Genomic DNA, 14223 nt, shown 5'->3' on the forward strand with positions numbered 1-14223 from the left:
CGCCAACACAAAAAAGAGAAAGCACCCCACCCCCCCCCCCCCCCCCCCCCCCCCCCCCCCCCCCCTTCCCCCCCCCCCCCCCCCCCCCCCCCCCCCCCCCCCCCCCGGCCGGGTGGTGCGTCAACGCGTCACCGCGGTGCGGTAGACCCGCAGGTTGACCGGGATCAGCACCGCGAGCAGGGCCGCCACCACGATCACCGCGAGCAGCACCGGGTGCCGGTCCGGCAGGCTGCCGCCGACCACCGTCGGGGCGTTGCCCCACAGCTCGCGGCAGGCCGAGGCCACCAGGCTGACCGGGTTCCACTCGGCCACCGCGCGCAGCCAGGCGGGCAGCCCGGACAGCGGCATGAACGAGTTGGACAGGAATGACAGCACGACCAGGAACAGCGCCGAGATGCCGTTGATCGCCTCGGCGTTGCGCATCAGCATGCCGACCAGCGCGCCCAGCCAGAGCATCGCGTAGGCGAAGGCCAGCACCAGGACGAAGCCCAGCGCCGCCGAGCCGACGTCCTTGTGGATCCGCCAGCCGACGCCCAGGCCGGCCAGGGTGACCGCGAAGGTGGCGGCCGCGGCGGTCAGCAGGTCGGCCGCGGTGTGGCTGACCAGCACGGCGGAGCGGCCCATCGGCAGCGAGCGGAAGCGGTCGATCAGCCCGGTGCGCAGGTCGGTGGCCACGCCCAGCGCGGCCACGCCGACGCAGGTCAGGCCGACCTGGGCGAACACCCCGGCCATCACGTAGTCGTGGTACTCGCCGGAGCCGGTCACGGTCACCACGCTGGCGAACAGGTAGCCGAGCACGACCACCATGGTCACCGGGGTCAGGGTGATCGCGATGATCTTCTCCGGCGTGCGCCGCAGGTGCCGCAGGTGGCGGCCGATCAGCGCGGCCGTGTCTCCGAGGGCCGTGCCGAGGCCGGCCGAGGCGCCGATGTCGCTCACTGCTCGTCTCCCGTCCGTCCGGCGGCGGCCGCCACCGGTTCCCGTTCGTCCTGCTCGCCCGCTTCGCCCTGTCCGGCCCGCGGCTGCGGTGCGCCCGGTGCGAGCGCCGGCGCGGCCTCCTCGGGGGCCCGGCCGACCTGGGTGCCGCGCCCGGTCAGGTGGAAGAACACGTCGTCCAGCGAGGGACGGCGCAGCGCGAAGTCCGTCACCGGCACCCGGGCCGTCTCCAGGGCGACCGCGGCGGCGGCGATGGTGCCGATGCCGTCGGCCAGTTGGACGGTGATCCGGCGCCCGGTGCGGTCCACTTCGGGCTGGGCGGCGGCCACCGGGGCGAGCACGGCCAGGGCCTGGGCGATGGCCGCGTCGGTGCCGACGCCCACCTCCAGCCACTCCTCGCCGACCTTGCGCTTGAGCTCGTCCGGGGTGCCCTCGGCGATCACCGTGCCGCTGTCGATGACCAGGATCCGGTCGGCCAGGAAGTCGGCCTCCTCCAGGTACTGGGTGGTGAGCAGCACGGTCACCCCCTGGGCGACCTGTTCGCGGACCATCTCCCAGAGCACCAGCCGGCTCGCCGGGTCCAGCCCGGTGGTCGGCTCGTCCAGGAACAGCACCTCGGGCCGGCCGATCAGCGCGGCGGCCAGGTCCAGCCGGCGGCGCATGCCGCCGGAGTAGGTCTGGGCCGGCTTCTCGGCGGCGTCCTCCAGCTCGAACCGGGCGAGCAGCTCGGCCGCCCGCTCCCGGGCGCCCTTGCGCCCCAGGTGCAGGAGCCGGCCCAGGAGTTCGAGGTTCTCGCGACCGGTGAGCAGCCCGTCGACGGCGGCGTACTGACCGGCCAGGCCGATCCGCCGGCGCACCTGGCGCTGCTGGCGCACGACGTCGAAGCCGGCCACCTCGGCCCGCCCCTGGTCCGGTTCCAGCAGGGTCGCCAGCAGCCGGACGGTGGTGGTCTTGCCGGCGCCGTTGGGGCCGAGCAGGCCGAGCACGGTGCCGGCCGCGACCTCAAGGTCCACGCCCCTGAGCGCGTGGTGCTCGCCGTATCTCTTGCCGAGTCCGGTCGCCCTGATTGCGGTGTCCATCATTCATTCCCCCTTCCACGGAGGTCTGTGGATCGTTCGGAAAGCAGACGCCGGAGCACATTCCGGCGCGGAATCGTGAAATTCAGTGGAATCGTTCGGAGTCGGCCCTCGGGCCCGGTCGGGTACTCGCGCACTCGACGACCGGTCGGTCGCACGGGGCGGTCGGCCGACTTTCCCGAATCATCGGCCCGGCGTCACTCGAATGTGGTCCGCTCGAATGGTTGTCCCTCAACGAGGACCGACCGTAGCACCGGGGAAACGGGGCCGGTAAGGGGCTCCGGCCCGGCTCCGCTGGCAGCAGCTTGCCACCGCAGGATGCTGCAACTCCCAGGGGCTCCACAGCCGTTCGCGAGGGCCTACGGTCATGGGTATTCCCCCGGTCCCCCTCAAGCCGGTGAGGACACATCCAACCCGTCTGTCGCCACCGCGGCTTGATCATTGCCGCCGATCGCAGGAGAGGTAATGGCACGTCAAAGCAATTTCGCGGCCCGGCTGGGCGAGTGGAGTGCCCAGCACCGCAAGACCGCCGTCTTCGGCTGGATCATCCTGGTCGTCCTGGTCACCGTGCTCGGTGGCATGGTCGGCCAGAAGAGCCTGACCCAGGCCGACTACGGGACCGGGGAGTCCGGCAGGGCCGCCCAGGTCCTCAAGGACGCCGGGATCAACGACCCGGTCAACGAGCTGATCCTGGTCCACAGCGACGCGCTGACCGCGGACTCCGCGGAGTTCCGCGGCGCCGTCCAGGCCACCGCCGACGCGGTCAACAAGACCGGTCTCGCGGAGAACCTGCGGGACCCGTACACCACCCAGGCCTTCTCGGCCGACAAGCACTCGGCGCTGATCATGTTCGCCGTCATCGGTGACCCGGACACCGCGGCCGACCGGATCGACCCGGTGATCACCGCCGTCCAGGACACCGCCAAGGCCCACCCCCAGGTGACCCTTGGCGAGTTCGGCGGCGCGACCGCCCTCAAGGGCATCAACGACAGCCTCGGCGACGACTTCACCCGCGCCGAACTGACCGCCCTGCCGGTCGCGTTGGGCATCCTGCTGGTGGTCTTCGGCGCCTTCGTGGCGGCCGTGCTGCCGGTCGCCCTGGCGGTCACCGCCTGCATCGGCGCGCTCGGGCTGCTCGCGCTGAGCAGCCAGGCGGTGCCGGTGGACGGCATGACCAACTCGGTGATGTTCCTGATGGGCCTCGCCGTCGGCGTCGACTACTGCCTGTTCTACCTGCGCCGCGAGCGCGAGGAGCGGGCGGCCGGCCGGGACAAGGCGACCGCGCTGCGGATCGCCGCCCACACCTCCGGCCACTCGGTGATGGTCTCCGGCCTCACCGTGATGATCGCGATGGCCGGCATGTTCCTCTCCGGGCTGACCGTCTTCGAGGGCTTCGCGATGGCCACCATCGAGGTCGTCGCGGTCGCGGTGGTCGGTTCGATGACCGTGCTGCCGGCCCTGATGTCGATGCTCGGCGACAAGGTCGCGGCCGGCCGGATCCCGTGGATCAGCAAGCGCCGGCAGGCCGCCGCGGCGAGCCCGAAGCCCGCCAACGCCCTGCTGCGCGGTGTGCTGGCCCGCCCGGGGATCTTCGCGCTGCTGTCCGCCGCGGTGCTGCTGGTGCTGGCCCTGCCGGCGCTCGGCATGAAGACCGAGAAGCTCGGCATGGACAAGCTGCTGCCCTCGGACAACCCGCTGGTCTCGGTCTCGCAGCGGATCGACCGCGAGTTCCCGGGGTCGCCCTCGCCCGCCACCGTGGTGGTCAAGGCCGACAACATCGACTCGCCGCAGGTCGCCAAGAGCATCGAGGACTTCAAGCAGGCCGCCCTGGCCTCCGGGAAGACCGGCAACCAGATCGACGTGCGGTACTGGAAGGACAAGAACATCGCCCAGATCAGCGTTCCGCTGGCGGGCAACGGCACCGACGCCACCTCCAAGGCGGCCCTGTCGGCGCTGCGCGGGCAGATCGTGCCGCAGACCTTGAAGACCGTTCCGGGCACCACCGCGCTGGTCGCCGGTGACCTCGCCTTCTCGGTCGACTACAACGACCAGCTGGACCGCAGCATCGTCCCGGTGTTCGCCTTCGTCATGGGCGTCACCTTCCTGCTGATGCTGTTCTCCTTCCGCTCGCTGACCATCTCGATCACCTCGATCCTGCTCAACCTGCTCTCGGTGGCGGCCGCCTACGGCGTGATGACCGCGGTGTTCCAGCACGGCTGGGGCGCCTCGCTGGTGGGCACCAAGGCGCCGGGGGCGATCGAGTCCTGGATGCCGCTGTTCGTCTTCGTGGTGCTCTTCGGCCTCTCGATGGACTACCACGTGTTCGTGGTCTCCCGGATCCGCGAGGCGTACCTCTCGGGCAAGTCCAGCCGGGAGGCGGTCGGCCTCGGCATCCGCAACACCGCCGGGGTGGTCACCAGCGCCGGTCTGATCATGGTCGCGGTGTTCGCGGTCTTCGGCACCCTGGGCATGCAGGACTTCAAGCAGCTCGGCATCGGCCTGGCGGTCGCGGTCCTGCTGGACGCCACCCTGGTCCGCGCGGTGCTGCTGCCCGCGGTGATGGCCCTGCTCGGTGACGGCAACTGGTACCTGCCGCGCTGGCTGGGCGGCGGCCGGACCAACCGCGCCGCGCACGCCGCCGGGGCGAACCCCGTCGCCGGCCAGCACGAGCCGGCCGGTAGCGCCTACGTCGGCTGACCCGGCCCCGCCCGCCCCTCCGCACCGCCCGATCCCCGCCCGCACCGGGCGGACCCGACTGGAGCCACCACCGTGTTCGAGTTCAGAGTCATCGACGGCACCACCGCCCGCGAGGTCATCGCGGGAGCCCGCCCGCGGATCGTCCAGGAGGTCCGGGAGACCTACCTGACCCACGGCGCCGGCGAGTCCGTGAACCCCGACAGCTACTTCCTGCGGTTCCCGGCCAAGCCGGACGCCCGGATCATCGCCCTGCCGGCCTACCTCGGCGGCGGCGTCGGAGTGGCCGGGATCAAGTGGATCAGCAGCTTCCCGGCCAACATCGAGCGGGGCTTCCCGCGCGCCTCGGCCGCCCTGCTGCTGAACGACTACGAGACCGGCTACCCGTTCGCCGTCCTGGAGGCCTCGCAGATCAGCGCGGCCCGCACCGCGGCCTCCGCCGTGCTCGCCGCCGAGGTGCTCAGCGGCGGCCGTACGGCGGGCCGGCTGGCGGTGATCGGCGCCGGCATCATCGCCCGCAACATCCTGGAGTTCTTCGGCGCCCAGCAGTGGGAGATCGACGAGCTGGTGGTGCACGACCGCAAGGCCGAGTACGCCCGGGCGCTGGTCGACCACGCCGACGCCGAACTCGGCTACCCGGCCAAGGTGGTGGAGAGCCTGGACGAGGCGCTCAAGGGCGCCGACGTGGTGGTGCTGGCCACCACCGCGGGCGAGCCGTACATCCTCGACCCGGAGACCTTCGCCCCCGGGCAGCTGGTGCTCAACATCTCGCTGCGCGACCTCGCGCCGGAGATCATCGGCGGCGCGTACAACGTGCTCGACGATGTCGAGCACTGCATGAAGGCGAACACCTCTCCGCACCTGGCCGAACAGCTCTACGGCAACCGGGAGTTCGTCACCGGCACGCTGGCCCAGGTGATCGAGGGCGAGGTCGCCGTCGGCACCGACCGTCCGGTGGTCTTCTCGCCCTTCGGCCTCGGCGTGCTCGACCTGGCGGTCGGCGCGCTGGTGCACGACGAGGCGGTGGCGTCCGGCCGGGCGACCGAGATCCCGGGCTTCTTCGCGGAGACCACCCGCTGGTAGCCCCCCACCCCGGGCCCGCCCCACCGGGCCCGCCGACCCCCGGGCCCGCCCCCCACGAAGGGCCCGGCACCACCGACGAGGGCCCCGACCGCCGACCGGCGGCCGGGGCCCTCGCGGGGTTCCGCCCTCGTGGTGTTCCGCCCGCGCCGGGGCTCAGCCTGCGCCGGGGCTCAGCCCTCGGAGCCGCCGAAGCGCGCCGTCCAGGCCGCCAGGTCCTCGTCGGTGATCTTTGCGAACAGCACCGGCGGCACGGTGAACGGCGTCCCGGCGGGGACGAGGTCCAGCGCCCGGGCCTGGTCCGCGGTGATCCAGGTCCGGGTGTCCCCGTCCAGCGCGAAGGCGCCGCGCATCGCGGCCGCCGCGGTCGGGATGAACGGCTCGGACACCACCGCGTACAGGTGGATCAGGTTCATCGCCGTCCGCAGGGTCAGCGCCGCCGCCTCCGGGTCGGTCTTCACCTGGAGCCAGGGCGCCTTCTCGTCCAGGTAGGCGTTCCCGGCGCTCCACAGCGCGCGCAGCGCCTGCGCGGCCTTGCGGAAGTTGAGCGCCTCCAGCTGGGCCTCGTACTCGGCCAGCAGGCCGGCGGTCTGCTCGCCGAGCCGCTCCTCGGCGCCGCCCGGCGCGGCCCCGGCCGGGACGTCGTCGCCGAAGCGCTTGCGGCTGAACGAGAGCACCCGGTTCACGAAGTTGCCGAGGGTGTCGGCGAGGTCCTTGTTGACCACCGAGGCGAAGAGGTCCCAGGTGAAGCTGGAGTCGTCCGACTCGGGGGCGTGCGCCATCAGGAAGTAGCGCCAGTAGTCGGCGGGCAGCAGCTCCAGCGCGACGTCGGTGAAGATGCCGCGCTTCTGGCTGGTGGAGAACTTCCCGCCGTAGTACGTCAGCCAGTTGAAGGCCTTGACGTAGTCGACCTTCTTCCACGGGCGGCGCGAGCCGAGGATCGTGGCCGGGAACATCACGGTGTGGAACGGGACGTTGTCCTTGGCCATGAACTCGGTGTAGCGGACGGTGTCGTCGGCCTCGTACCACCAGGACTTCCAGTCCCGCGGCTGCCCGGCCGGGGCGGCGTCCGCCCACTCCTTGGTGGCGCCGATGTACTCGATCGGGGCGTCGAACCAGACGTAGAACACCTTGCCCTCGGCGGCCAGTTCGGGCCACACGTCGGCCGGCACCGGGACGCCCCACTCCAGGTCGCGGGTGATCGAGCGGTCCTGGAGGCCCTCGGTCAGCCACTTGCGGGCGATCGAGGAGGCCAGCACCGGCCAGTCATCGCCGTGCGCGGCGATCCAGGCCTCGACCTCCTCGGTCAGCTTCGACTGGAGCAGGAACAGGTGCCTGGTCTCCCGGACTTCGAGGTCGGCGCTGCCGCTGATCGCCGAGCGCGGCTCCAGCAGGTCGGTCGGGTCCAGCACCCGGGTGCAGTTCTCGCACTGGTCGCCGCGCGCCTTGTCGTAGCCGCAGTGCGGGCAGGTGCCGACGATGTAGCGGTCCGGCAGGAAGCGGCCGTCGGCGTTGGAGTACACCTGGCGGATCGAGCGCTCCTCGATGAAGCCGTTGCGCTGCAGCTCGCGGGCGATCTCCTGGGTGATCTCCCGGTTCTGCGGCGAGGAGCTGCGGCCGAAGTGGTCGAAGGACAGTCCGAAGCCGTCGTACACCGCCTTCTGGGCGTCGTGCGCCCGGGCGCAGAACTCGGCGACCGGCAACCCGGCCTCCTGCGCGGCCAGTTCGGCGGGCGTGCCGTGCTCGTCGGTGGCGCAGATGTACAGCACCTCGTGCCCGCGTTGGCGCAGGTAGCGGGCGTGGACGTCCGCCGGGAGCATCGACCCGACCATGTTGCCCAGGTGCTTGATCCCGTTGATGTACGGAAGGGCGCTGGTGATCAGGTGCCGAGCCATCCTCGGATGCTCCGATTTCTCCCGCACGCGCACCCCACCCGGAGTGCGGTGCCAGGCGCAGGGGTCCACTGTGGGCTGCCCAGCCTACCGCCGCCCGTCCCGGCGCCGGGCCCGTGACGGGGGCGCCGCGGCCTCACGGACGGGTGAAGTCGGCGTACCGGTCGAACTCCCCGGCCTTGACCCCGCGGACGAACGCCGCCCACTTGCGCGGCGTCGTCCGCACGACCACCTCGGGCAGGTCCGACTCGCGGATCTCCACCATGCCGCCCGACGCCCTGACCTCCACGCAGTCGGTGCTCTCGCCGCTGGCCGACGCCTTGCGCCACACGTTCATGCGAAATCTTTCAGTATGACCTGGATGAAGTCCCGGGAGTCGTCTGCCCCGAGCGCGATCGCCGCGGTCTTCTCCTTGATCTGTCGGTAGGACGACAATTCCGCCTCGGAGTGCACGAACTTCGGCCCGTGCACGAGCTCGATCTGGACGGTGTCGAGCTCCGGGACGGGCCCGCGCGCGAGATACGGGCTCTCCGAGGAGCCGGTGTACGTGGGCACACTGAACGGGATCACCCGGATCTCCAGTCCGGGCCGTTCGGAATTCGCCAGCAGGCTCCGCAACTGGTCGCGCAGCACGGCGGGGCCGCCGAACTGCATCCGCAGCGCGGATTCGTGCAGGATCGCGCTGTACGGCTTCGGACGGTCGACGAAGATCTGCTGGCGTCGAATCCGGAATTCCCTCCGGACCTGCGCCTCCTGGCGGTGCTGGGCGGGGAGCCGCTCGAACACCGCGGCCGCGTAGTCCGGGGTCTGCAGCAGCCCGGGGATGAAGGTGCTGTTGAGGATGGAGAGCGACGTGGCGTGGTGCTCCATCTCGGCGATGTCGATGATCCCGCTGGGCATCCGGCCCCGGTAGCCGTCCCACCAGTACTTGCGGCGGTCCTGGGTCATGGCGAGCAGCGCGTCCAGGTACGGTCCGTCGGGGCAGCCGCAGGTGCGCGCCCAGATCCGGAGCCGTTCGGCGCTGATGCCCGACTTCCCGTTCTCCATCTGGGAGATCTTGGGCAGGTCGGTGCCGATCGTGGCGGCCAGGCTCTTGGGCGTCACGCCCACGCGTTCGCGCATCTTGCGCAGCTCGATCCCCAGGCGCTGCTGGCGGACGGTCGGCGACAAGCGGGGTGGCATGACTCTCTTCTCCGGATCGCGGCTTCGGTCGATGCTTCCGGTGAAGTGTGACGTGCACACCGGGCCCTAGCTAGCGAATTGGGGGATACCCCACGATGGAGTGAACGTCCAGTCCCTCGGTAGCAACTCTGGCACCCTGACCCTATGGTCGTCCGTGTCACTCGCTGACTTGTTGTCCCCTAAACAGTCGCCAAGTCGCCTATCGGCCCTGCCAATCAGCCGTAAATACACCCAGATGCACGGTCAGGGCGTTCGGCATCACCGACCGGAGACAGCCGTGCCCCTTCCTCCCCCTCCCGGCCCTGCGCACCTGCGCCCCCACCGCGCCCACCTCCCCCAGCGCATTTCCGCACCCCGGTGAATGCCCTTCTGGTCGCCGGATTGTCCGCCCTCCTCCTCGCCGTCCTATTCGTCGGCTGGCTGGTCTGGCTGGTCAACATGCAACCCCGGGAACTCCGCGCGACAAAACGGGAGTTGATCCCCCGCCATTCCACCCCGGCCGAGCACGAATAACCCCCGGCCCGGGGCCCGCCGTCAGCCGCGGGCGAGGCGGGCGGTCAGGCGGGCCTTGGCGGGGGGCCACTCGTCGGCGAGCATCGAGAAGTAGGCGCTGTCGCGCCAGGTGCCGGTGGGGCGGAGGCGGTGGCGGCGCAGGACGCCCTCGAACCGGGCGCCGAGGCGCAGGATGGCGTTGCGGGAGCGCTCGTTGAGGGCGTCGGTCTTCCAGTAGACGCGGCCGGTGCCGAGGTCCTCGAAGGCGTGGGTGAGCAGCAGCAGCTTGGCCTCGGTGTTGACCGCGGTGCGCCAGACGGCGCGGCCGTACAGGGTGCCGCCGATCTCGACGGACTCGTCCGCGGGGTTGATGTCGTGGTACCCGGTGATGCCGACGGCGGTGCCGGTCGCGAGGTCGACTGCGGCGAACCACACCGAGTCGCCCCGCTCGGCCCCGGCGATGCGGGTGTCGAGGATGCGGCCGAGCTCCTCCTCGGAGGCCGGCGGGAGGTCCATGGTCCAGCGCCAGACCTCGGGGTCGGGGCCGACGGCGGCCCAGAGGCCGGCGAGGTGGTGGCGCCCCAGCGGCTCCAGGCGGAGGTGGCGGCCGGTGAGGGTGGTGGCGGTGGGCGGCTTCGAGGTCATGCCCCCGAACGTAGCGCGACTCTGCACTAGATGCAATGGATTTATGTACTAGTGCAATGAGGGGAGGGCAAAGGGAAGGGCCCCGCGGGACGGTGCGTCCCGCGGGGCCCTCCGGAGGAACCGGCTCAGATGAACGAGTTGATCTGGATCGTCTCGTCCCGGCCCGGGCCGACGCCGATGGCGGAGATCGGCGCGCCGGACATCTCCTCCAGCGCCTTCACGTAGGCCTGGGCGTTCTTCGGCAGCTCGGCGAAGGTCTTCGCCTTGCTGATGTCCTCGGTCCAGCCCGGCAGCGTCTCGTAGATCGGCTTGGCGTGGTGGAAGTCCGACTGGTTGTAGGGGAGCTCCTCGACCCGACGGCCGTCGATCTCGTACGCGACGCAGACCGGGATCTGCTCCCAGCCGGTCAGCACGTCGAGCTTGGTGAGGAAGAAGTCGGTGAGGCCGTTGACCCGGGTCGCGTAGCGCGCGATGACGGCGTCGAACCAGCCGCAGCGGCGGTCGCGGCCGGTGGTGACACCGCGCTCGCCGCCGATCCGGCGCAGCGCCTCGCCGTCCTCGTCGAGCAGCTCGGTCGGGAACGGGCCGGAGCCGACGCGGGTGGTGTAGGCCTTGAGGATGCCGATGACCCGGTCGATCTTGGTGGGGCCGATGCCGGCGCCGGTGCAGGCGCCGCCCGCGGTCGGGTTCGACGAGGTCACGAAGGGGTACGTGCCGTGGTCGACATCGAGCAGGGTGCCCTGGCCGCCCTCCAGCAGGACGACCTTGTCGGCCTTGAGGGCCTCGTCCAGGACCAGGGTGGTGTCGGCGAGGAAGGGCCTGATCTTCTCCGCGTAGCCCAGGTACTCCTCGACCACCAGGTCGGCCGGGATGGCGCGGCGGTTGTAGAGCTTGACCAGGATCTGGTTCTTGTCGTGCAGCGCCGCCTCGATCTTCTGGCGCAGGATCGACTCGTCGAACAGGTCCTGGACGCGGATGCCGACGCGGTTGATCTTGTCCGCGTAGGTCGGGCCGATGCCGCGGCCGGTGGTGCCGATCCGGCGCTTGCCGAGGAAGCGCTCGGTGACCTTGTCGATGGTCCGGTGGTACGGGGTGATCAGGTGGGCGTTGCCCGAGATCAGCAGCTTGGAGGTGTCGATGCCGCGCTCGTTCAGGCCGGCCAGCTCGGAGAGCAGCACGCCCGGGTCGATGACGACGCCGTTGCCGATGACCGGGGTCACGTTCGGGCTGAGGATGCCGGAGGGGAGCAGGTGCAGGGCGTACTTCTGGTCGCCGATGACCACCGTGTGACCGGCGTTGTTGCCGCCCTGGTAGCGGACGACGTAGTCGACGGAGCCGCCGAGGAGGTCGGTGGCCTTCCCCTTGCCCTCGTCCCCCCACTGAGCGCCAACGAGCACGAGTGCCGGCACAGGCGTACACCCCTTCCGGTTGGGGCATCCTGCGTAGGCCGCAGTCTGCCCCGAGATAGACGAAGCCCCTGGCGCAATGGCGCAAGGGGCTCTTGCACCGAGAGATTACCTGAGGAAGGACCGGTCGTGTCGTCCCTGTCCACGCCTGGAACCGGCGGTCCCGAGCCCCTGCTGCTGCTGCTCGACCCGGTGGCCCGGCAGACCGACGGGGAGTCGGTGCGGATCGCGAAGGACGTGCTGTGCGGGGGTGCGGACGTCAAGGTGGCCTATCCGGACAACCCGACCGAACTCGACCGGATGCTTTCGCACCGGGGTCGTCGGCGACCGGTGGTGATCGGTTCCGATCTCGCCCTGCAGCGGGTGCTCCAGGCCCTGCACCGCCAGCGTGAGCTGGGCGCGGATCCGGTGGGCATGGTTCCGGTGGGCCGGGCGGAGGAGCTCGCGGCGGCCCGCGCGCTGGGCGTGCCGGAGGAGCCGGTGCGGGCCGCTCGGGCGGTGCTGTCGGGGGCGCCGCGCACCTTCGACCTGCTGGTGGACGACGGCGGCGGGGTGGCGCTCGGCGGGGTGCGGATCACCGGCGGCGGTGCCCGTCGCTCCGGGGGCCGTCCGGGTGGTTGGCGTTCGCTATGGGCGAAACTGGCTGCGGCCGAGCAGGCGAACGCACTCACCTCCGACGCGGTCGACCACAGCCCCCGGGTCCGGGTCGAGGCGGACGGCCGGCTGCTGGCCGACGTGCACCGCCCGGTCCGGCTGGTGGAGCTCACCCTCACCGGCGCCGACGGCGTCGGCGTGCTGGAGGTGGTGGTCCGCGCGCCCGGCGCGCTGGTGCGGGTCCGGGCGGCCAGCGTCTCGGTGGTCGGGCGCGGCTTCGGCTACGAGGCGGACGGCCATCCGGTCGGCCCGGTCCGGGCCCGGACCTGGACGGTGCACCCGGGCGCCTGGGGCCTGCTGCTGCCCGCCGCGTGACCTCCGGGTGAACCCCGGGTGAGCAGGCTCACGTTCGGAGCCGCCCGGCGACCACCGCTGCGCACACGGAGAGCCCCAACAGGCGCGAACCGCAAGGCCAACCGCCGCTCGCCGGAATTCCCCCACCCGAATTCCCGGCTCCGTAAGGGGTTTTGTCTACGCGCGTTACTCCGCGATCGCCGCCCGGAGCGGACCTCCCGGGTACCGGAAGCCCTGGTCAACTGCCCTAGACTCGAAGGCGTGCCACGTGGTGACGGAAGACTCAACCACGATCTTCTTCCCGGTGAGAAAGGCCCCCAGGACGCTTGCGGCGTCTTCGGTGTCTGGGCTCCCGGCGAGGAGGTCGCCAAGCTCACGTTCTTCGGCCTTTACGCCCTGCAGCACCGCGGTCAGGAATCCGCGGGCATCGCAGTGAGCAACGGCTCCCAGATTCTCGTCTTCAAGGACATGGGACTCGTCTCCCAGGTCTTCGACGAGGCCTCGCTGGGGTCGTTGCACGGGCATATCGCCGTCGGACACGCCCGCTACTCGACCACCGGGTCCTCGGTCTGGGAGAACGCCCAGCCGACCTTCCGCGCGACCGTCCACGGTTCGCTGGCCCTCGGGCACAACGGAAACCTGGTGAACACCGCCGAACTGGCGGCCATGGTCGCCGAACTGCCCGGCGAGGAGCACGTCTCGCGCTCCGGCCGGACCGCCGCGACCAACGACACCGACCTGGTGACCGCCCTGCTGGCCGGCCACCCGGACCTCTCCATCGAGGAGACGGCCAAGGTCGTGCTGCCGAAGGTCAAGGGCGCCTTCTCGCTCGTCTTCATGGACGAGCACACCCTCTACGCCGCCCGTGACCCGCAGGGCATCCGCCCGCTGGTGCTCGGCCGGCTGGAGCGCGGCTGGGTGGTCGCCTCCGAGACGGCGGCGCTGGACATCTGCGGCGCCTCCTTCATCCGCGAGGTCGAGCCCGGCGAGCTCATCGCCATCGACGAGAACGGCATGCGCACCTCGCGCTTCGCCGAGGCCAAGCCCAAGGGCTGCGTCTTCGAGTACGTCTACCTGGCCCGCCCCGACACCTCCATCGCCGGCCGCAACGTGCACCTCTCCCGGGTGGAGATGGGCCGTCGGCTCGCCGTGGAGGCCCCGGTCGAGGCCGACCTGGTGATAGCGACGCCCGAGTCCGGCACCCCCGCCGCGATCGGCTACGCCGAGGCCAGCGGCATCCCGTACGGCTCCGGCCTGGTGAAGAACGCCTACGTGGGCCGCACCTTCATCCAGCCCAGCCAGACGATCCGCCAGCTCGGCATCCGGCTCAAGCTGAACCCGCTGCGCGAGGTCATCGCCGGCAAGCGCCTGGTGGTCGTGGACGACTCGATCGTCCGCGGCAACACCCAGCGCGCGCTGGTGAAGATGCTGCGCGAGGCGGGCGCCGCCGAGGTGCACATCCGGATCTCCTCGCCGCCGGTGAAGTGGCCCTGCTTCTTCGGCATCGACTTCGCCACCCGCGCGGAGCTGATCGCCAACGGCATGACCATCGAGGAGATCGGCCGCACGCTCGGCGCCGACTCGCTCGCGTACATCTCGATCGACGGCATGATCGAGGCCACCAAGCAGCCCAAGGACAAGCTCTGCCGGGCCTGCTTCGACGGCGAGTACCCGATGGAGCTGCCCGACCCGGCGCTGCTCGGCAAGCTCCTGCTGGAGGCCGAGATCAAGGGCGGCCAGCAGCAGCCGGCCGTCCGCGGCAAGCCGACCAGCGGCAGCGACCTGGACGGCGTCCAGTCGCTGCTCGGCGGGGCGGGCGCGGCCGACGCGCTGCGCCGCCCGTAGCGAACGCACGGTGGGGTCCCGCGAACC

Annotated in this window: 11 protein-coding genes; 4 read left to right on the top strand and 7 right to left on the bottom strand. The window is 71.2% G+C overall.

The features are described from left to right. Positions 1–120 precede the first annotated feature (120 nt). Positions 121–939: an ABC transporter permease gene (locus tag ACZ58X_RS31070; protein WP_470336903.1), complete on the bottom strand. Its 819-nt coding sequence runs from the start codon at positions 937–939 to the stop codon at positions 121–123. Further along, a complete protein-coding gene (locus ACZ58X_RS31075) occupies positions 936–2015 on the bottom strand; it encodes an ATP-binding cassette domain-containing protein (RefSeq protein WP_470337020.1) in 1080 nt (359 codons plus the stop codon). Before ACZ58X_RS31075 ends, ACZ58X_RS31070 begins: the two co-directional genes overlap by 4 nt. A 462-nt stretch (positions 2016–2477) precedes the next feature. Here ACZ58X_RS31075 and ACZ58X_RS31080 point away from each other — a divergent pair, with 462 nt between their 5' ends. Together ACZ58X_RS31080 and sbnB are read left to right on the top strand one after the other, a co-directional pair. After that, the gene (locus ACZ58X_RS31080) at positions 2478–4709 is read left to right on the top strand and encodes an MMPL family transporter (RefSeq protein WP_470336904.1); all 2232 of its coding nucleotides are present in this window, start codon (positions 2478–2480) and stop codon (positions 4707–4709) included. A 72-nt stretch (positions 4710–4781) separates the two neighbouring features. Continuing rightward, positions 4782–5789, top strand: coding sequence for a 2,3-diaminopropionate biosynthesis protein SbnB (gene sbnB, locus ACZ58X_RS31085; RefSeq protein ID WP_470336905.1), 1008 nt, complete (start codon positions 4782–4784; stop codon positions 5787–5789). Between the two features lie 170 nt (positions 5790–5959). On the opposite strand, the gene metG is transcribed toward sbnB, so the two are convergent. The 5 genes from metG to ACZ58X_RS31110 form a co-directional block, all read right to left on the bottom strand. Next, positions 5960–7681: a methionine--tRNA ligase gene (gene metG / locus ACZ58X_RS31090; protein ID WP_470336906.1), complete on the bottom strand. Its 1722-nt coding sequence runs from the start codon at positions 7679–7681 to the stop codon at positions 5960–5962. 133 nt (positions 7682–7814) lie between these two features. Continuing rightward, positions 7815–8015: a DUF397 domain-containing protein gene (locus ACZ58X_RS31095; protein ID WP_360242465.1), complete on the bottom strand. Its 201-nt coding sequence runs from the start codon at positions 8013–8015 to the stop codon at positions 7815–7817. Further along, positions 8012–8860: a helix-turn-helix domain-containing protein gene (locus ACZ58X_RS31100; protein WP_470336907.1), complete on the bottom strand. Its 849-nt coding sequence runs from the start codon at positions 8858–8860 to the stop codon at positions 8012–8014. The genes ACZ58X_RS31095 and ACZ58X_RS31100 overlap by 4 nt, the downstream gene beginning before the upstream one ends. Before the next feature lie 534 nt (positions 8861–9394). Beyond that, positions 9395–9997: a GNAT family N-acetyltransferase gene (locus tag ACZ58X_RS31105; RefSeq protein WP_470336908.1), complete on the bottom strand. Its 603-nt coding sequence runs from the start codon at positions 9995–9997 to the stop codon at positions 9395–9397. A 125-nt stretch (positions 9998–10122) separates the two neighbouring features. Then, positions 10123–11406, bottom strand: coding sequence for an adenylosuccinate synthase (locus tag ACZ58X_RS31110; protein ID WP_470336909.1), 1284 nt, complete (start codon positions 11404–11406; stop codon positions 10123–10125). Positions 11407–11532: 126 nt separating this feature from the next. On the opposite strand from ACZ58X_RS31110, the gene ACZ58X_RS31115 reads away from it, so the two are divergent. Both ACZ58X_RS31115 and purF read left to right on the top strand, forming a co-directional pair. Continuing rightward, complete coding sequence (locus ACZ58X_RS31115) at positions 11533–12372, top strand: diacylglycerol kinase (protein ID WP_470336910.1); 840 nt, start codon at positions 11533–11535, stop codon at positions 12370–12372. Between the two features lie 240 nt (positions 12373–12612). Continuing rightward, positions 12613–14196 carry an amidophosphoribosyltransferase gene (gene purF, locus ACZ58X_RS31120; RefSeq protein ID WP_470336911.1) on the top strand — a complete coding sequence of 528 codons (1584 nt, stop codon included), beginning with the start codon at positions 12613–12615 and terminating at the stop codon, positions 14194–14196. The last annotated feature ends 27 nt before the right edge of the window (positions 14197–14223 follow it).

The sequence above is a fragment of the Kitasatospora sp. NPDC040550 genome, from assembly GCF_055594965.1.

Coding starts and splice junctions, on each gene's coding strand:
- ACZ58X_RS31075 (WP_470337020.1), bottom strand. CDS start 2,015: ATGGACACCGCAATCAGGGCGACCGGACTCGGCAAGAGATACGGCGAG.
- ACZ58X_RS31080 (WP_470336904.1), top strand. CDS start 2,478: ATGGCACGTCAAAGCAATTTCGCGGCCCGGCTGGGCGAGTGGAGTGCC.
- metG (WP_470336906.1), bottom strand. CDS start 7,681: ATGGCTCGGCACCTGATCACCAGCGCCCTTCCGTACATCAACGGGATC.
- ACZ58X_RS31095 (WP_360242465.1), bottom strand. CDS start 8,015: ATGAACGTGTGGCGCAAGGCGTCGGCCAGCGGCGAGAGCACCGACTGC.
- ACZ58X_RS31100 (WP_470336907.1), bottom strand. CDS start 8,860: ATGCCACCCCGCTTGTCGCCGACCGTCCGCCAGCAGCGCCTGGGGATC.
- ACZ58X_RS31105 (WP_470336908.1), bottom strand. CDS start 9,997: ATGACCTCGAAGCCGCCCACCGCCACCACCCTCACCGGCCGCCACCTC.